Raw genomic sequence first — 18,191 nt, 5'->3', positions numbered from 1 at the left:
GCAGCTGATATGCGTATCCTATGACGTTCCGCTTACCGGGCTTTCATGGCAAATCGCACGGAAGCCATTTCATCCAGCTCATTCTGCTCGCGCAGGAGCATTTCCTGTTGGAATTTCACGTTGGCCTTCTCTCTTGCTTTCAGCCAAACTTGTTCATCCAGCATTTTATCGGTCAAAACGGTTTGTTTGCTTTGCACATTTTGCTGCGCATATTGAACATCCCTATGCTTGCGTGTAATACATTGGTCCAGATGGTTGACATAAGCCTGTAATTCCTGAATGCTAGAGAGTGGCGCGCAATCTTCGGCAGCCTTTTGAATGGCTGATATGACCCGATTCCTTTCGCCTATAAGCTGTGTTAGTGTCTGCTCTTCAGCCTGCAATTGTCCAACAGCACTGGAAAGCAGCCATTCAGCCTGTGACTTTTCGTTCGTTTTCAAGTCTACAACTTTTTGAAAGGAATACTGAAATCTCATCGTTCAACCTTCATCTCCTCGTAAATTCAGAAATCAAACGTTCCCGTACTTCGTCCAGCTCGGCCTTTTCATCTGTTCTTTGTCTTGTAAAATCCCATATATCCCGTATGCGCTCCATGGATTCGTCAATTTCTGCATTCGAACCCTGTTGATAAGCCCCAATGTTGATCAGGTCCTCTGAATCTTTGTAAATGGCCATCAAGCGCTTAATGTTTTCAGCAGCGTCTATCTGATCTCGTGGTGCAATGTCCTTCATGACCCGGCTAATACTCGCTAACACATCAATTGCAGGAAAATGTCCTTTGTTCGCAATTCCCCGGTTCAAGACAATGTGTCCATCCAATATCCCGCGCACCGCATCCGCGATAGGCTCGTTCATGTCGTCACCATCAACCAGCACCGTATAAAATGCTGTTATGGAGCCAGTAGGGCCTGTCCCTGCGCGTTCCAGCAACTTTGGTAGACTGGCAAACACAGATGGAGTGTATCCTCTCATTGCTGGTGGTTCCCCCACTGCTAGACCGACTTCACGCTGGGCCATCGCATACCGTGTAACTGAATCCATCATCAGCATGACATTCAAGCCGCGATCCCGGAAATATTCCGCTATTGTCGTTGCAATAAGTGCACCTTTGATGCGGATCAACGCAGGTTGGTCGGACGTGGCCACAATGACTACAGAGCGTTCAAGTCCCTCTGGACCCAAATCCCGTTCAATAAAGTCTAGCACCTCGCGTCCACGTTCTCCAATCAAGGCAATGACGTTCACATCTGCTTCCGTATTACGGGCAATCATGCCCATCAAAGTACTCTTACCTACACCCGAACCCGCAAAAATACCAACCCGTTGTCCTTTACCAATCGTAAGCAATCCGTCAATTGCACGTACTCCGATACTAATGGGTTCCTGCACACGCGGACGATTCAGCGGATTGGATGGTATATTGAAAGTTGAATATCTCGCCATTCGTGAGGGAATCAGTGAACCGTCCAAAGGCTGACCCAAACCATCCAGCACTTTGCCTAACAGCTCCGATCCAACCTGTACATTCAGCGGCTTCCCTGTTCCTACCACATCACAACCAGGACCGATGGATTGTAGTTCTCCAAGCGGCATCAGAAGCACTTTATTGTCTCTGAAGCCAACAACCTCTGCTTGCAATGGCTTTGCCGCTTTTCCGGGATAAATATAACAAACATCCCCGATACTGGCGTCTGGACCCTCCGATTCAACCATCAAGCCGATAACCTGCGTAACCTTGCCATTCACCCGAACTGGGTCCAGCTGTCGCAAATGATCCATGTAGCGCTGCGAATTAAGCCCCTTCATGTCTTCGCTCCTCATTTTCATGTGCCAGACGCAGTAGTTCCTTTTTAATCTCAGCTAATTGCGTATCGATTCGCGCGTCCACGCTTCCAAAGGAAGAACGAATAACGCAACCGCGATCCTTTACAGTACCATCAGGAATAATTTGCAGTTCTGCCTGCGAATCGACAGTTAATGACAATTCTTCCCGTGCACCTTGCACAAATGCGAAATGCTGAGGCGACACACACAATGTAATGACTCCTTTTTCCCGCTTACGAGCCAAATTTTTGCGAATTAATTCAATCGTATATTCCGGTTCAAGACTAAGCTGTTTTTCAATGACCTTTTCGGCAATTGCACTGCTCAGTTCAACCAGAAAAGGCTCGGCTTCCTGAATCAGTTGTTCCTTGATCTCATAGGCCTGGCGCAGAATATCTTGTGCTTCTTCCATCATCTGCTCCGATTTCGTCTGAAGCTCGGCTTCGGCCAGCTTTTGCCCTTCTTCATATCCTTGCTGAAATCCATCTGCTTTTATCGACTGAATCAACTGATCGTCATGCTCGCGTCGTTCCTGCCACCAATCTTCAATCTGCTGTTGTGCTTCCTGAAGCATTCGTTCCGCTTCTTCCGCTGCCTCGCGTACCTGACGTTCGGCAAAATCCTTAGCATCATTCAGCATTTCATCTCGAAGCCGTTCTGCCTCGTAATCTCGCTGAGGCTCCGGCTCCATATATTCGGTTGAAATTTCTTCATCCGTCGTCTCTGACACATACGTATGTGCCACATCAATCATTTTCAAAGCCTCTACAGGCACATATTGGAAAGATTTAATCAAGTTAGACAATGATGTCATCTCCTCCGCCGCGTGCGATTATAATCTCACCGGCCTCTTCCAATCTGCGGATCGTTGATACGATACGTGTTTGTGCTTCTTCCACATCACGCAGCCGCACCGGTCCCATGTACTCCATTTCCTCTTTGAAGGTTTCTGCCATACGTTTCGACATATTTCGGAAAATTACATCGCGTACTTCTTCACTGGACACTTTAAGCGCCAATTGCAAATCTGCATTGTCGATATCGCGGATAATGCGTTGAATGGAGCGGTTGTCCACATTGACGATATCCTCGAATACGAACATTCTTTTCTTGATTTCCTCAGCCAGTTCAGGGTCCTGAATTTCAAGCGAGTCGAGAATTGTACGCTCGGTTCCACGGTCTACACCGTTCAAAATCTGAACGATAGACTCGATACCGCCTGCATTTGTGTAATCCTGCGTCGCAGTTGCCGAGAGCTTTTGCTCCAATACTCGTTCCACTTGTGAGATGACTTCCGGAGATGTACTATCCATGACAGCAACACGCCGGGCCACATCTGCCTGCTTTTCCTGTGGCAGGGACGATAGAATTGCCGCTGCTTGCTCAAACTGCAAGTATGAAAGCACGAGAGCAATAGTTTGTGGATTCTCATTCTGTATAAAATTCAATATTTGGTTCGGATCAGCCTTACGAGCAAAATCGAAAGGTCTCACCTGCAATGTCGCTGTCAAACGGTTAATGACCTCAACTGCTTTTTGCGATCCGAGCGCTTTTTCCAATATTTCTTTGGCGTAATTAATACCACCTTGAGAAATGTACTCCTGTGCCAGACAAATTTGATGAAACTCGGCCATAATGGAGTCCTTTTCAATGGCATCGACCTTCCGTACATTAGCGATTTCCAATGTAAGTTGCTCGATTTCTTCATCACGCAAATGCTTAAATATTTGAGCAGATACTTCTGGCCCCATTGTGATCAAAAGAATAGCTGCTTTCTGTCTTCCCGTTAAACCTTGACTGCTTGCCTTTGCCAATGAACTCACCTCTATTCGTCAGCCAGCCATGTACGAAGCAGATTGACGAATTCGTCGGGTTTCTTTTTCGCCAGACTTTCAAGCTGTTTACGCACTTGACTTTCATTTGTCACACTTTCCATAGTAATGGATGGGAATTCCGTCGGCGTTGGCATAAGTTGCAATTCTTCGTCCAACTCTTCTTCCTGGTTACGACGACTACGTACGATGAAGAAGATTACACCCGCCAACAGTGCCAGAACTGCAGCTCCGATGCCCCACATCCAAGGGTTGGAAGCTGAGAAGAATGTATTGGTGCTCGTAGGCGCCGGAGCAGCTTGAGAGAACACTGAAACCTTTTTAGCCAAATCAGCGTCTGTAAAAGTAGTACCGGAATTCGCCAGCGATGCTCTTACAATATTAACCAAAATATTTTGAATTGCTGTCTGAGTTGCAGTATCCAACGTTTGCTGACCTGTTGGTGGTTCAACTGCTACATTAATGGTTAAATCTTTTACAGTGTACGGACTTTGGATAATATCCCTTGCAATTCGGTTAACTTCGTAGTTAATCGTACTTGAGCTTTTATCCGAGCTGGTATTGCCAGAATTGGCTCCTCCAGGGTAACCCGGGACGTCCTGCGTTCCTGTCCCTGCAACTCCTCCGGTCTGTCCACTGCTACCTGTATAACTTTCCTGAATTTGTTGGGCACTGATTTCAATACCCTTCATTTTCGTTTGGTCAACAGGTGTGACCATTTGTTCCTTAGATGTTACTTTGTCGAAATTCAACTGGGACATAACGAGCACGTTTACTTTGTCATCTCCAACAATTTTCGACAAAAATTGTTGAACATTATTCCTTACATCGCTCTCAAACTTCTTCTGTAGAGCCATGTTTTCCTGAACACCACTCGTGAGTCCACCTTGGCCGCCCTTGGCCGTTGGAATTAACTCATATTCCTTATTGGTGATCGTAATGTTTTCTACTGGCAAATTCGGTACAGCCGTTTTTACCAAGTTGAAATATCCGTCGATCGCTTGTTGATTGGGAGTAAAGCCGGGTTCGAATTCCATTTGAACCGAAGCAGAGGCTTTGTCCTTTTCTTCAAGTCCGGCAAAAATATTTTCCTTTGGCATATTAATGACAACTTTGGAGCTTTGGACACCATCCATCCGTTCCAACAGTTGCTGTACTTCGCCATTCAATGCGTTATTGTACTTGACATTGAACTCGTTCTCCGTCATGCCAATGGCTGATGAGGACTGGTCAAAGGCACTCATGCCGATTGACCCCTTCTGAATCAGGCCTTGAGACCCAACATCTACCTTCGCCTTGTCTGCATTTGCGGTTGGAACCGAAATTTGTGTCCCACCAGCATTAAGCTGATACGGTATCCCCGCAGAATCGAGATATTTAATGACTCCCGCGGCATCATTTGCATTTAAGTCCCGGAAGGCCACTTCATACTCGGTTTTGGTAAACTGCATCGTTAGCACTACAATGGCGATAATGATGAATGCTAATGTCGAAACAAGTAATATCTTCTGTTTTTTACTGAAATTATTCCAATACCCGGAAATCTTATCCCGGTATTGGGCGATTCTCTCGTTCACTCCGTCACCCCATCCGAAACTTTGCTAAACCCTCACTTACATCTGTGTACGCATGATCTCCTGATAGGCTTCGATCGCTTTGTTTCGGACCTGTGTAGTAAGCTGCAGGGAAAGCAGCGCTTGTTGTGAAGTGATCATAACCTGATCCACATCAACTTTGCCTGCCATGAATTGGTCGGACATCTGGTGTGTAGCCGCTTCCTGCTGCCCTACTTCATTGAGAGCATCCTTTAAAAAGGAACCAAAATCCTTCAAGGATTCGGAAGGCGTCGCTTTCGTCAACTCATTGTTAGGCGATTGAATCTGCTGTATTACCGGTGTCTGTACATTAAACATGGCGTTTTGAATCATGTTTTACTCTCCCTATTAAGTAGTTAGTAGTCCTGGAACTTAGCGGCCGATTTCAAGCGCTTTGGAAACCATCGCCTTTGAAGCATTCAGAGCTGTTACATTGGCTTCGTATGAGCGTGTTGCGGAAATCATGTCGACCATTTCTTTCATAATGTCTACATTAGGCATATATACATAGCCATCCTTATCAGCGTCCGGATGACCCGGATTGTACACTGGCTTCAAAGGTGACTGATCTTCCTGAATTTGCGAAACTTTAACACCAGCGGCGCTCGTACCGCTTCCTTCCATTTGAGCCTTCAAAACATCGGCAAAGCCAGATTGGTTCGGCTCCAAAACAACCGTTTTTCTTCGATATGGAATTGCTTGTCCATTCTCCACCTTCGCCCGCGTTGTCTCTGCGTTGGCGATATTGCTCGATATAACGTCCATCCGCAACCGTTGGGCCGTAAGAGCAGATGCACTTATATCAAAACCGTTGTTGATCTTCACCTCGTCCTATCTCCCTTCTACCGCTGTTCTCATCATTTTGATTCGATCACTAATTTCTTGGATGTAGGTATTATATCTTAGTTGATTTTCAGCCATAAGACTCATTTCTCTGTCTATATCTACGTTGTTCATATTGTTATTCATGACTGAGTACCCATCTTTGGTGACCGTGGCATCAGGAATAGAGTTCACAGGTCCTATTTGAAAATGTCTTGAATTGGTTACTTTTCCACGCAGTGGTGTGACATCACCATCCATTTGCTGCTGAAGCAGTTCTTCAAATGAAACCTCTGAACGCTTAAAATACGGGGTATCCGCATTGGAAATATTATCGGCCATCACACGTTGTCTTGTATTGGCCGCCTGTACACCTGCCTGAAGCTTTTGAAAGCTTACATCACCCAGCAGATTCATTTAGCTCCTCCCTCCAGCGTCTACTCCAAAGTAAGATTCAATAAAACAAGATTTTTCACTTTTTTTCGACAATAAAATTTCATAATTATACATTTCTTTTAGGTCTTAAGTAGAAAATCATAACTTTCTGTCATATATTCTAAGTTTCGTAGAGTTGGGACCTAATTACAATAAGAAAAAAGCCCTATCTTTTTTAAAAAAGAGGGCTTTAGATGCATAAAATGTTAAATTTTTCAGGTTTTTTTCAAGAAAATGAATGTTTTCTTAGCACTTTACACCTGTAAAAGATTATACGTCCTACTTTTGGAATAGACAGAAAAATCATCAACTTAACCTGTATCTAGGACTAAACGACGGTGCAAGATAGTGTTATTCTGGACCTCACACCCTATTTTTAGACGCTCAGTTCATAAAATATACTGACTAAGGTCCCTGTTTTGGGCAATATCTCCCAGCTTCTCACGCACATATTCCGGTGTGATGATCATACGATCCAGTGTAAGCTCTGGAGCTTCAAATGACAGATCCTCCAGCAGCTTTTCTAAGATGGTATGCAAACGCCGTGCGCCGATATTTTCGGTGTTGCGATTAACGGACTCGGCAATGCTAGCAATCTCACGGATCGCTTCCGCAGAAAATTCGACTTCTATTTCCTCGGTACGTAGCAATTCGGTGTATTGCTTGGTCAGCGCATTTTTAGGCTCAGTCAATATCGACACAAACTCATCCAAGGTCAGACTACTTAGCTCCACCCGGATGGGGAAACGGCCTTGAAGCTCAGGGATCAGGTCTGATGGCTTAGCCACATGAAAAGCCCCTGCAGCAATAAACAGAATGTAATCTGTTCTTACCGGGCCGTATTTAGTCATAATAGTAGAGCCCTCGACAATTGGCAAAATATCGCGCTGGACCCCTTCTCTCGATACGTCAGGGCCACTTCCCTTGCCTTGGCTGGCAATCTTATCTATTTCATCAATAAAAATAATACCAGATTGCTCAGCACGCTTCACAGACTCCTGAATCACATCATCCATATCGATCAACTTGGCTGCTTCATCTTGAATCAGTACCTTGCGAGCTTCCTTGACTGGCAGCTTGCGCTTCTTCGTCCGCTTAGGCAGGAAACTCCCGAACATTTCCTGCATATTCATACCCATTTGTTCATTCCCTTGCCCAGCAAACATATCGAGCATATTGGGTGCGGTATCCTCCACATCAATCTCTATGACATCATCCTCAAGCTTACCGGATAACAGATCAAATTTGACCTTGCGCCGCTTCTCTGCTAAGGTTCCGTCCTGTTGTGGTGGTTCTTCTTCTACCGAAGTTCCTGTGTTATTGCCAAACAGCATTTCAAAGGGATTGCGTTGCGATTTATTTGACTTTTCTGCAGGTACAAGGATATTGACAATCCGTTCATTTGCCATATCCTCCGCTTTGTCTTTCACATTTTCTGTTCGTTCCGACTTGACGATACGGATGGAGGTTTCCATCAGATCACGCACCATGGATTCCACATCACGGCCGACGTATCCCACTTCTGTAAATTTGGTCGCCTCTACTTTGACAAAAGGAGCCCCCACGAGCCGTGCAAGTCTACGGGCAATTTCAGTTTTACCCACACCCGTCGGTCCGATCATCAAAATATTTTTAGGCACAATTTCATCCCGGATATCATCCGGCAGTTTACTACGACGATAACGGTTGCGCAAGGCAACGGCAACAGATTTTTTAGCTTCCTTTTGTCCGACAATATACTTATCCAGCTCGGATACCACTTGTCTGGGCGTCAACGATTGATTATTCATTTTGCATTCCTCCACCCTTGAATACTCAGAGCCGACTTACAATTCTTCCACGATAATCTGACTGTTCGTATACACGCATATTTCCGAAGCAACTTCTAACGCTTCCCGTGCCATGTCCTTTGCTTCCATACCATCGCCATGACGTTTGAACGCCCGGGCAGCTGCCAATGCAAAATTACCGCCAGAACCAATGGCCAGCACATCATCGTCTGGTTCAATAATTTCCCCGCCTCCAGAGATGAGCAGCATCCCGGATGTGTCCATTACAATCATCAGCGCTTCTAGCTTGCGCAAGACACGATCCTGCCGCCAGTCCTTGGCCAATTCTACAGCAGCCCGTTGAAGATTGCCATGATGTTCCTCCAGCTTATTTTCAAACTTTTCAAACAATGTGATAGCATCGGCCACTGAACCCGCAAATCCCGCTACAACCTGACCACGATACAATCTGCGTACTTTTTTAGCCGTCTGCTTCATCACAACACTGTTGCCGAACGTTACCTGTCCATCACCCGCAATAGCTCCCTTGCCATTATGGCGTACAGCACAGATGGTGGTAGCATGAAAGGACATATCCATAACGCGCTCCTCCTTTTCCTTCATCCTTATGCCTGTACTTCTGTTGACATAACTCCCGTTTGGTCGATATAAGCACGCAAACTTTCCAACGAGCGATTAGCTAGAGCTTCATTTTTTTCCTTTTTGTTACGAATGCGCGTCTCCAGCTTTGGAAGAAGACCAAAGTTTGCATTCATCGGTTGGAAATGTTTGAAATCAGCAGTTGTAATATATCGTGCCATGCTGCCAAGTGTTGTTTCCGCAGGAAATACAAACATTTCCTGCTCGCGTGCTGCTCGTGCCGCATTTATACCAGCCAGCAGGCCTGAAGCCGCCGACTCTACATAACCCTCTACACCTGTCATTTGTCCGGCAAAGAACAGATTGCTTCTTCCCTTGAACTGATAAGTAGGGTGTAGCTGCTGTGGAGAATTAATAAAAGTATTGCGATGCATCACGCCATAACGAACAAACTCTGCCTCTTCGAGACCCGGAATCATTGAAAACACACGCTTTTGCTCCCCCCATTTGAGGTGAGTCTGGAAACCGACCAGATTATATAACGTACCTGCAGCGTTATCTTGTCGAAGCTGAACAACTGCATAGGGCAATTCTCCCGTATGTGGATTCACAAGACCAACAGGTTTCATCGGTCCGAACAATGCTGTTTGTTTACCACGCTGCATCATCACTTCGATCGGCATACACCCTTCGAAGTAAATTTCTTTTTCAAACTCCTTTACTTGTGCCACCTCTGCAGTAATCAAGGCCTCATAAAAAGCATCAAATTCCGCTTCGTTCATTGGACAATTCAAGTAAGCTGCTTCTCCTTTATCATAACGGGAAGCCAGATAGACCTTACTCATATCGATGGAGTCCTTTTCTACAATCGGAGCCGCCGCATCGTAGAAGTAAAAGTACTCCTCTCCCATCAGCGTTTTGATTTGTTCTGACAAAGCTGGAGAAGTTAAAGGTCCCGTTGCAACGACCACGATACCGTCCTGTGGGAGTTCCTGGAGTTCTTCATTAACGACCTCAATCAAAGGATGTTGATGAAGCGTATCTGTAATATGACCGGAAAATCCGTCACGATCCACTGCCAATGCTCCACCAGCCGGAACAGCATGGCGATCTGCCGCGCTCAGAACCAAAGAGTTCAGTATTCTCATCTCTTCCTTCAGAACGCCTACTGCATTCGTCAGGCCATTCGCACGCAAGGAATTACTACATACTAGCTCGGCAAATTTATCTGTATGATGTGCGGGTGTTTTTACAACCGGTCTCATTTCGTATAACTTAACTGGCACTCCACGGCTTGCAATTTGCCAGGCAGCTTCGCTGCCCGCCAAACCTGCTCCAATGACCGTTACCTTTTGTAGTTCACTCACTTTAAAATCCCCCTGCTATCTTTGTTCTTAAGAAGTCTCTACACTCTCATCGCTCTCTTCCAGCATTTCGCTGTGATCGCAGACGGTACAGTTGAGCTTCGTTCCCTGTTTTGTACGTTTTTCGACCATTAGGCCACTGCAACTTGGACAAGGCTTAATGGACGGTTTATCCCAGGATACAAAATCACATTCCGGGTAGCGGTCACATCCGTAAAAGACACGTCCTTTTTTACTTCGACGTTCCACGACATGCCCCTCACCACAAGAAGGACAATTCATCCCGATATCCTTGACAATTGGCTTGGTATTACGGCAATCCGGGAAGGCAGAGCAGGCCAGAAATTTACCAAAGCGGCCCAGCTTATACACCATGGGGCTGCCACACTTGTCGCAGATGACGTCGGATACTTCATCCTTGATTTCAATTTCTTTCATTTCTTCTTCAGCCACTTCCAGACGCTTCTCGAATGACTCGTAAAAATCACTCAGCACCTTGACCCAATCGCCTTCACCCTCTTCGACGTGGTCAAGATCATCTTCCATATTGGCTGTAAATTCTACATTCAGAATCTCTGGGAAAAATTCCTCCATTTGCTCGATGACCAATTCTCCCAGCTCCGTAGGGAAGAATTTCTTTTCCTCAATAGCGACGTAACCCCGCTTCTGAATGGTTTCCAAAGTCGGAGCATACGTACTCGGACGCCCTATACCCAATTCTTCTAACGTTTTAACCAGTCTTGCTTCTGTATAACGAGGAGGCGGTTGTGTAAAATGCTGCTTGGGTTCAACCGATTCCTTTTTCAGCTTATCGCCCGGTTGAAGTGGCGGCAACAGCTTATCCTCTTCGGTTTTACCGTCGTCATTCCCCTCCACATACACTTTCATGAAACCTGGAAAACGAACCTTCGAACCAGCTGCACGGAATATTGTCTCGCCTGCTTCAATATCAACGGACAAAGTATCCATAATAGCGGAAGCCATCTGACTCGCCATAAAACGTTCCCATATCAGTTTGTACAACCGGAACTGGTCTCTACTCATAAAAGGCTTAACGGTTTCTGGATCACGCAAAGCAGAGGTTGGACGAATCGCCTCATGCGCATCCTGAGCGTTGGCCGATTTTTTTGAATATTGACGAGGACTTTCAGGCACAAAATCTTCGCCATATTTTTGGATGATGATCTCCTTCGCTTCCTCTTGAGCCGAAGCGGCGATCCGTGTGGAATCCGTACGCATATACGTGATTAGACCCACAGTCCCTTCTTTACCTAGGTCCACACCCTCATACAGCTGCTGCGCTACAGACATCGTTTTAGATGCACGGAAGTTGAGCTTTCGAGCCGCCTCTTGCTGCAAGGAACTTGTTGTGAATGGAGGAGACGGATTGCGTAAACGCTCCTTCTCTTTTACATCGCGCACCTTGTAAGACGATTTCCCGATAGCTTCTAACACTTCTTGTACATCTGCTTCGCTGGAGAGCTCTTTCTTTTCGCCACGTAGCTTATGGAATTTCGCATCAAAAGTACTGTCTCTAATAGCTAGTTTAGCTGTAATCGTCCAATATTCTTCCGGTACAAACTCATTGATCTCGTTTTCCCGGTCCAAAATAATTTTCACTGCAACCGACTGCACACGCCCCGCTGACAGACCTTTTTTCACCTTTTTCCAGAGCAATGGACTAATTTTGTAGCCGACAAGTCGATCCAATATCCGTCGCGCTTGCTGCGCATTGACCAAATCCATGTTGATCTTGCGTGGCGTTTTAAAAGCGTCTTTGACAGCCTGCTTTGTAATTTCATTAAATACAACACGACAATCCGCCGTATCATCCAGCTCCAGCGCATGCGCCAGATGCCAGGCAATAGCCTCACCTTCGCGATCCGGGTCAGCCGCCAGATATACTTTTTTCACTTTTTTGCGGGCATCCTTTAATTCTTTTAGAATGGAGCCCTTACCTCGAATGGTAATATATTTGGGATTAAAATCATTTTCGACCTCTACGCCGATCTGGCTCTTAGGTAAATCCCTGATATGACCCATGGAAGCCTTGACGATATATTTGCTGCCTAAGTATTTGCCGATCGTTTTCGCCTTGGAAGGCGATTCCACGATGACGAGTGAATCCGCCATAGGCTCTTCCTCCTCTCTATTACACACATGAATATGATAGACTTCCTGAAATGTGGTGAGCTATAGTTCGTTAGTACGAGCTATAAACTCAACACATCGCCGTAGCATCAAGCAGTTCATCCAGTGTCATGGTTCCTTGTTCCAGCAACAGCACGACACGCTTTTCTTCAAAAGTCTCACTTTCTGAGGTTTTGGAGAGCTTCTTAAGATTAAGACTCTGTTCTCTATTGTAAGAAGAAACCTCCCTTATACGCAAATCTGCTTCATACTCCTCAATAATATCCGAAGCTTCAGTGACCGTTTTGGCCCCCTGCTTAATTAAGTTCAGCGTGCCTTTACTCTTCGGTGACGTAATAGATCCAGGAACAGCAAACACATCTCGATTTGCCTCCAATGCAGCATCAGCTGTGATCAAGGAACCGCTTCTAGCATCTGCTTCGACAACAAGCGTCCCCTTCGTTAAACCGGCAATAATGCGATTGCGTTGTGGAAACATTCCCGGATGCGACCTTGTACCTGGAGGATATTCCGATACGATTAGGCCTCTACTAGCCATCTCTGCAAATAAAGAAGCATTTTGAGGTGGATAAATTTGGTCAATCGCTGTTCCAAGTACACCAATGGTGTTGCCTCCTCGGCGCAGGGCAGTTTCGTGACAAATACTGTCAATCCCTTTCGCCAATCCACTAACTACTGTAATCCCCGCATTACATAATTCTTCTGTTAATATCTCCGTTGCTCTACGACCATACGCAGTCGGAACGCGGGTTCCTACCACAGCTACAGAACATGTGTGCAAAAGTGATTTATCCCCTTTTGTATACATTACCCAAGGTGGATCGACTGTTTCCTTCATTAATAGGGGGTAATCTTCGTCCACATAAGTTACCGTGCCAATATCACCGGTTTGAATTCGCTGATATCGTTCATGTACCCATTCTTCATCGTAACACTGTGCCGCAATCCGTGCCTGAGCGGGAGTTAAGCCTACCTCAATCCACTTTCGTTCGTTAAAATGCAATAGCTCATGTAATCGATAATCACTCGCCCAAATACGCTGAATCGTTTTTCTTCCGATTCCCTCTAACTCATGTAGACCTAATAAAAGCCATCTTTCTTCCAAACTACGGTTCCCCCATTCATGGAAGAGTGAACCCTTCCTTATTTTGTGGCACAACGAATCATTTTGCAAGCGTTTCCCTGATAAGCCTGTCTCAACGCAAAAAAAGCAACCTTTCTTTCATTATACACTAACCAGCAGCAAATTTCGATGCTGATTTACAGCCTGTATATTAATGAAGAAACACGATTTAATGTGTCGTACACAAATTTAAAATACCGCGTGCTTCAAGCACACTTACCAGTGTCGAACCCATTTCGGAAGGAGTCGGTGCCACCTTGATCCCGCAGGCTTCAAGCGTAGCAATCTTCTCTTTTGCCGTTCCTTTTCCACCAGAAATAATAGCGCCTGCATGCCCCATCCGTTTGCCTGGAGGCGCAGTCACACCACCGATAAAACCAACCACCGGCTTCGTCATATTATCTCTGATCCACTCGGCAGCCTCTTCCTCAGCTGTTCCACCGATTTCTCCGATCATAATGACAGCATGAGTGTTGGGGTCCTCATTGAAGCGATGTAAAATATCAATAAATTCTGAACCTTTAACAGGGTCACCGCCAATACCAACCGCGGAAGATTGCCCTATGCCTCGAGTAGTTAACTGATGCACTGCCTCATAGGTCAAAGTACCACTACGTGACACAACACCTACATGACCTGGCAGATGAATGTAACCGGGCATAATACCAATCTTACACTCTCCTGGCGTAATAACACCCGGACAGTTAGGGCCAATCAGAACGGTCTTTTTGCCTTCCATGAAGCGTTTGACCTTGATCATATCAAGTACCGGAATCCCCTCTGTAATACAAATCACGAGGTCCAGCTCCGCATCCACAGCCTCCAAAATGGAATCCGCTGCGAAGGCTGGCGGCACGTAAATGACACTAGCAGTTGCGCCTGTAGCTTCCTTGGCTTCGCTTACTGTATTAAACACTGGCAGTTTGACCTGTTGCCCGTTTTCCAGTGTAATTTCTACCTCAGTGCCTCCCTTACCCGGAGAGGTGCCGCCTACCATCTGTGTACCGTAATCCAGTGCGCCTTTGGCATGGAATAACGCCGTTTTTCCCGTAATCCCCTGTGTAATCACCTTTGTATGCTTATCGACCAAAATACTCACGATCTTCACATCCCCTATCGTTTATTCGGCATATTGGAATGCAAACAAGTTATTGAACAAGTTCAACGATCTTTTGGGCACCATCCGCCATGGAATCAGCTGCCACAATATTTAAACCGGATTCCGCTAAGATCTGTTTGCCGAGCTCAACATTCGTTCCTTCAAGGCGGACAACCAGCGGGCGAGTCAGCCCCAACTGCTTGGCAGCCTCCACGACACCGTTCGCAATGATATCACACTGCATAATTCCGCCGAAAATGTTGACGAAAATACCTTCTACCTTTGGATCGGACAAAATAATTTTGAACGCTTCGGTTACCTTTTCCGTCGTTGCACCGCCACCAACGTCCAGGAAATTAGCCGGATCGCCACCGTAATATTTGATAATATCCATCGTGGCCATCGCCAAACCGGCACCATTGACCATACAGCCAATATTTCCGTCCAGAGCGATGTAGCTTAGATCATATTTAGATGCCTCAATTTCCTTCTCATCCTCTTCATCCAAATCACGCAATTCCAAAATATCCTTATGACGGAACAACGCATTGGAATCAAAATTCAATTTGGCATCCAGCGCCATTACATTCCCATCACCCGTAACAACTAGGGGATTAATTTCTGCAATCGAACAGTCCTTGTCCACAAATGCTTCGTAAAGCGCCAGCATAAACTTGACCGCTTTATTTACCAGCTCATTGGGAATATTAATCTCATACGCCAGCTTACGAGCTTGATACACCTGAAGCCCAATTGATGGATCAACAACTGCTTTAAAAATCTTCTCCGGAGTAGCCGCAGCCACCTCTTCGATTTCCGTACCGCCTTCTTCGGAGGCCATCAATACGATGCGTCCAGTCGCGCGATCCACGACAACGCCTACGTAATATTCTTTACGAATATCACAGCCTTCCTCAATCAAAAGGCGTTTGACCTCTTTACCTTCAGGTCCGGTCTGATGTGTCACTAGCACCTTACCCAATATTTCAGAAGCAAAAGTCCGCACCTCATCCAGGCCTTTGGCAACTTTCACGCCCCCCGCTTTACCGCGTCCACCAGCATGAATTTGTGCTTTTACAACCGTAACAGCGCTTCCAAGCGACTCTGCCGCGGCAACGGCTTCTTCCACCGTATAGGCAACCTTACCGTTCGGTACAGCCACTCCGTACTGCTTTAATACTTCTTTACCCTGATATTCATGGATATTCATTCTGGAATCCTCCTATCAACATGACTGCAACAAGGGCGGTTCACAAGGAAATCTATACTAAACCTACATCATTGTAACATGTTTTTAAAACGCTTTCCTTATAATTTAACCTTATGAATTACAGTATTTTGATATCATTATCATTCCCAAAATCGAATGTTTGGATATTATTGGATAATATTTTTTAATACAAATTCACACAAAAAAGCACCTCTGCAAAATGGGATTACCTAATCCGCAACGAGAGGCACTTCATTTCATTAGCCTTTAAAACATTTTTTCTTTCAGTTAAGTACAGCCATACCGGAAAATTCACAAGAACAACTGAAAGTATCTGCTATGCTTTTTCAATTTGTACATTCGCTTGATGAACACGATCGAGCAGATCATTGAACTGAAGCAAAAGCGACCCAAATTGATCATGAGTCATACTTGTTTTTTCCTGAATACATCCTGGTACAGATAGAGCCTTATCCCGCAATGCTCTGCCCTCTGTTGTCAATGAAATCAGCACCTTACGCTCATCTTGAGTGGAGCGCTTTCGATCAATCAGCCCAGCGTTCTGCAATCTCTTTAACAGTGGAGTTAGTGTGCCAGAATCCAAGTATAACGCCTCACCCAATTCCTTTACTGTACATTCTTCACGTTCCCAGAGAACGATAAGCACCAAATATTGCGAGTACGTTACACCGAGCTTTTCCAGATAAGGCTGGTACAGCTTTGTTATCTCTCGGGAGCATGCATATATGGCAAAGCATAACTGATTATCAAGTTTCAACGCTGCATCTTTATTAGGATTGTTTTCCATGCTGTCTAGTCACCTACTTTCGTCATTATTTTAGCACATTATATAACAAAGTACATTCTAATTGCATAAAATACTTTACAATAAATAATTATTTTGATAAATTAAATTGTGTAAAATATAAATTGAGCGAGAGGCAGTGATTGGATTATGATGACCATTCAACAAAAAATGTATGAAACAACAGTAAAAGCAGTTGGTGGACGTAACGGATATATCGAGTCTTCTTCCCCTGAACTTCGTTTAGATATTGATACTCCTAAAGAAATGGGTGGCACAGGCGGCGCAGGTACGAATCCAGAGCAGCTGTTCGCAGCAGGCTATTCCGCTTGCTTTGACAGTGCTTTAAATATGGTTGCTCGTATGCAACGTGTTAAACATGAAGGTACCGAAGTCACTGCTACGGTTCATTTTGGCAAGGTCGAAGACGGCGGCTTCGGAATTGCTGTAAACCTCGACGTTCTGGTTAAAGGCGTTGATCATGAAACTGCGGTAAAATTGGTGGAGGGTGCGCATGAACAATGCCCATACTCCCGCGCTACCCGCGGTAATATTGAAGTGAAGCTGAACGTTCTGTAACTTAAAATTAGAATGAATTTCACAACAAGCCCCTCAACTATTATGGTCGAGGGGCTTGTTGTATTTCCATCAAGTAACATGGGAGATGATGCATAATCGTATATACGAAAATGATATACTCATAGTATAATCACTATTGTCATAATCTTTTTTTCTTCTCCAGGTCTTTTTGCCTGGAGCTTTTTTTGTTATTTTTTCCGTTTTTCCTTCTTCTCTCGCATACTTTTCTTAGGAATGTCAGCAGCAAAAAAAATATATTAGACTGAACCTACAAATTGAAATAGCGATAGCCAAGGACGAGAAAATAAAGTCCTAGACTATCGCTGTTTCAATGAACTAACGTTCTCCGTTAGCTAAAATACGCGTGGTGTACTCAACTGTAATCTTCAATCGATGAGATTTTTCCTTCCTTAATCTCGAATATTGACTTTCCTTTTAATTGCAGCTTATCTCCACTCTTTAATCCATTAGGAAAATCCACGGCAAGAGTACCTTCATAATCGATTCCGACCTCTACTTTGTCATTTATAATGCTGTAATCGGTAATTGTCTGGCAACGGCTGGAGAACATCGTTGACGACTGTTCTGCCAGTTCCCTAAATGCTCGTATTCCTCTGGTCTCCGTTGTGGTTTCTCCATTGGAAATATTCCTGAATATTATGTCCTTATGCAAGAGTTCGACCATTATTTCAATTTCAAATGAATTGTATGCTTCAAGATAATTTTTAATTATGTCCCTTATTTCTTTACTAACCATAGCCATGCTCCCTCTCCTTAACATAAAAGATGATACTCTAGTTTAACCTAGGCAACTTATTCTCAATATATTATTTCCATATATTTCAATTTACCTGCCTATTAGCTTAATGGTGCGTTAGCAATCTCATACTTTATTTTCTCAGTCTACAACTTTTTTTCCGAGTCTAACACTTTATTTTCTTTGAAAAAGAAATGCTTTTCCATGAAATGATCGCGCTGTAACT

General features: G+C 44.8%; 18 protein-coding genes. 1 reads left to right on the top strand and 17 read right to left on the bottom strand.

Annotated elements, in window-relative coordinates; genetic code table 11:
• Positions 1 to 32: 32 nt before the first annotated feature.
• The 16 genes from fliJ to ABEW32_RS21505 all read right to left on the bottom strand — a co-directional run bounded on the left by fliJ (position 33) and on the right by ABEW32_RS21505 (position 16,632).
• Entirely contained in the window at positions 33 to 476 is a 444-nt protein-coding gene (fliJ, locus tag ABEW32_RS21580) for a flagellar export protein FliJ (protein ID WP_149032767.1), read from the bottom strand.
• A 10-nt stretch (positions 477 to 486) separates the two neighbouring features.
• Entirely contained in the window at positions 487 to 1,806 is a 1,320-nt protein-coding gene (gene fliI / locus ABEW32_RS21575; RefSeq protein ID WP_430191621.1) for a flagellar protein export ATPase FliI, read from the bottom strand.
• The gene (locus ABEW32_RS21570) at positions 1,793 to 2,629 is read right to left on the bottom strand and encodes a FliH/SctL family protein (protein ID WP_430191619.1); all 837 of its coding nucleotides are present in this window, start codon (positions 2,627 to 2,629) and stop codon (positions 1,793 to 1,795) included. Before ABEW32_RS21570 ends, fliI begins: the two co-directional genes overlap by 14 nt.
• Complete coding sequence (gene fliG / locus ABEW32_RS21565; RefSeq protein ID WP_013370674.1) at positions 2,622 to 3,638, bottom strand: flagellar motor switch protein FliG; 1,017 nt, start codon at positions 3,636 to 3,638, stop codon at positions 2,622 to 2,624. The genes ABEW32_RS21570 and fliG overlap by 8 nt, the downstream gene beginning before the upstream one ends.
• 11 nt (positions 3,639 to 3,649) lie before the next feature.
• Positions 3,650 to 5,233 carry a flagellar basal-body MS-ring/collar protein FliF gene (gene fliF / locus ABEW32_RS21560; protein ID WP_430191617.1) on the bottom strand — a complete coding sequence of 528 codons (1,584 nt, stop codon included), beginning with the start codon at positions 5,231 to 5,233 and terminating at the stop codon, positions 3,650 to 3,652.
• A 36-nt stretch (positions 5,234 to 5,269) separates the two neighbouring features.
• Positions 5,270 to 5,584, bottom strand: a complete 315-nt coding sequence (fliE, locus tag ABEW32_RS21555) for a flagellar hook-basal body complex protein FliE (protein WP_007430020.1) — start codon at positions 5,582 to 5,584, stop codon at positions 5,270 to 5,272.
• A 39-nt stretch (positions 5,585 to 5,623) separates the two neighbouring features.
• A complete protein-coding gene (gene flgC, locus ABEW32_RS21550; protein ID WP_430191615.1) occupies positions 5,624 to 6,076 on the bottom strand; it encodes a flagellar basal body rod protein FlgC in 453 nt (150 codons plus the stop codon).
• Positions 6,077 to 6,082: 6 nt separating this feature from the next.
• Complete coding sequence (gene flgB, locus ABEW32_RS21545; protein WP_430191613.1) at positions 6,083 to 6,490, bottom strand: flagellar basal body rod protein FlgB; 408 nt, start codon at positions 6,488 to 6,490, stop codon at positions 6,083 to 6,085.
• A gap of 407 nt (positions 6,491 to 6,897) precedes the next feature.
• Positions 6,898 to 8,298: an ATP-dependent protease ATPase subunit HslU gene (gene hslU / locus ABEW32_RS21540; RefSeq protein WP_064963109.1), complete on the bottom strand. Its 1,401-nt coding sequence runs from the start codon at positions 8,296 to 8,298 to the stop codon at positions 6,898 to 6,900.
• Positions 8,299 to 8,334: 36 nt separating this feature from the next.
• Complete coding sequence (hslV, locus tag ABEW32_RS21535) at positions 8,335 to 8,877, bottom strand: ATP-dependent protease subunit HslV (RefSeq protein WP_430191611.1); 543 nt, start codon at positions 8,875 to 8,877, stop codon at positions 8,335 to 8,337.
• Positions 8,878 to 8,903: 26 nt separating this feature from the next.
• Positions 8,904 to 10,244 (bottom strand): FADH(2)-oxidizing methylenetetrahydrofolate--tRNA-(uracil(54)-C(5))-methyltransferase TrmFO, encoded by a 1,341-nt coding sequence (gene trmFO, locus ABEW32_RS21530; RefSeq protein WP_430191609.1) that lies wholly within the window; start codon positions 10,242 to 10,244, stop codon positions 8,904 to 8,906.
• A gap of 27 nt (positions 10,245 to 10,271) precedes the next feature.
• The gene (topA, locus tag ABEW32_RS21525) at positions 10,272 to 12,374 is read right to left on the bottom strand and encodes a type I DNA topoisomerase (RefSeq protein ID WP_430191607.1); all 2,103 of its coding nucleotides are present in this window, start codon (positions 12,372 to 12,374) and stop codon (positions 10,272 to 10,274) included.
• A gap of 88 nt (positions 12,375 to 12,462) precedes the next feature.
• Positions 12,463 to 13,497, bottom strand: a complete 1,035-nt coding sequence (gene dprA / locus ABEW32_RS21520) for a DNA-processing protein DprA (protein WP_430191605.1) — start codon at positions 13,495 to 13,497, stop codon at positions 12,463 to 12,465.
• 187 nt (positions 13,498 to 13,684) lie between these two features.
• Positions 13,685 to 14,614, bottom strand: a complete 930-nt coding sequence (gene sucD, locus ABEW32_RS21515; RefSeq protein ID WP_013370665.1) for a succinate--CoA ligase subunit alpha — start codon at positions 14,612 to 14,614, stop codon at positions 13,685 to 13,687.
• 49 nt (positions 14,615 to 14,663) lie between these two features.
• Positions 14,664 to 15,824 carry an ADP-forming succinate--CoA ligase subunit beta gene (gene sucC, locus ABEW32_RS21510; protein ID WP_430191603.1) on the bottom strand — a complete coding sequence of 387 codons (1,161 nt, stop codon included), beginning with the start codon at positions 15,822 to 15,824 and terminating at the stop codon, positions 14,664 to 14,666.
• Positions 15,825 to 16,161: 337 nt separating this feature from the next.
• On the bottom strand, positions 16,162 to 16,632 hold the full coding sequence (locus ABEW32_RS21505; RefSeq protein WP_430191601.1) for a MarR family winged helix-turn-helix transcriptional regulator: 471 nt from the start codon (positions 16,630 to 16,632) through the stop codon (positions 16,162 to 16,164).
• A 147-nt stretch (positions 16,633 to 16,779) separates the two neighbouring features.
• Here ABEW32_RS21505 and ABEW32_RS21500 point away from each other — a divergent pair, with 147 nt between their 5' ends.
• Entirely contained in the window at positions 16,780 to 17,208 is a 429-nt protein-coding gene (locus ABEW32_RS21500) for an organic hydroperoxide resistance protein (protein WP_430191599.1), read from the top strand.
• Positions 17,209 to 17,581: 373 nt separating this feature from the next.
• On the opposite strand, the gene ABEW32_RS21495 is transcribed toward ABEW32_RS21500, so the two are convergent.
• Positions 17,582 to 17,965 carry a nuclear transport factor 2 family protein gene (locus ABEW32_RS21495; protein WP_430192022.1) on the bottom strand — a complete coding sequence of 128 codons (384 nt, stop codon included), beginning with the start codon at positions 17,963 to 17,965 and terminating at the stop codon, positions 17,582 to 17,584.
• Between the last annotated feature and the right edge of the window lie 226 nt (positions 17,966 to 18,191).

It is taken from the genome of Paenibacillus jamilae (assembly GCF_050482105.1).
In the GTDB taxonomy this organism is placed as follows: Bacteria; Bacillota; Bacilli; order Paenibacillales; family Paenibacillaceae; genus Paenibacillus; species Paenibacillus jamilae_B.
Note: the sequence above shows the minus strand (reverse complement) of the source record. Positions and strands in the feature narration are given on the sequence as shown.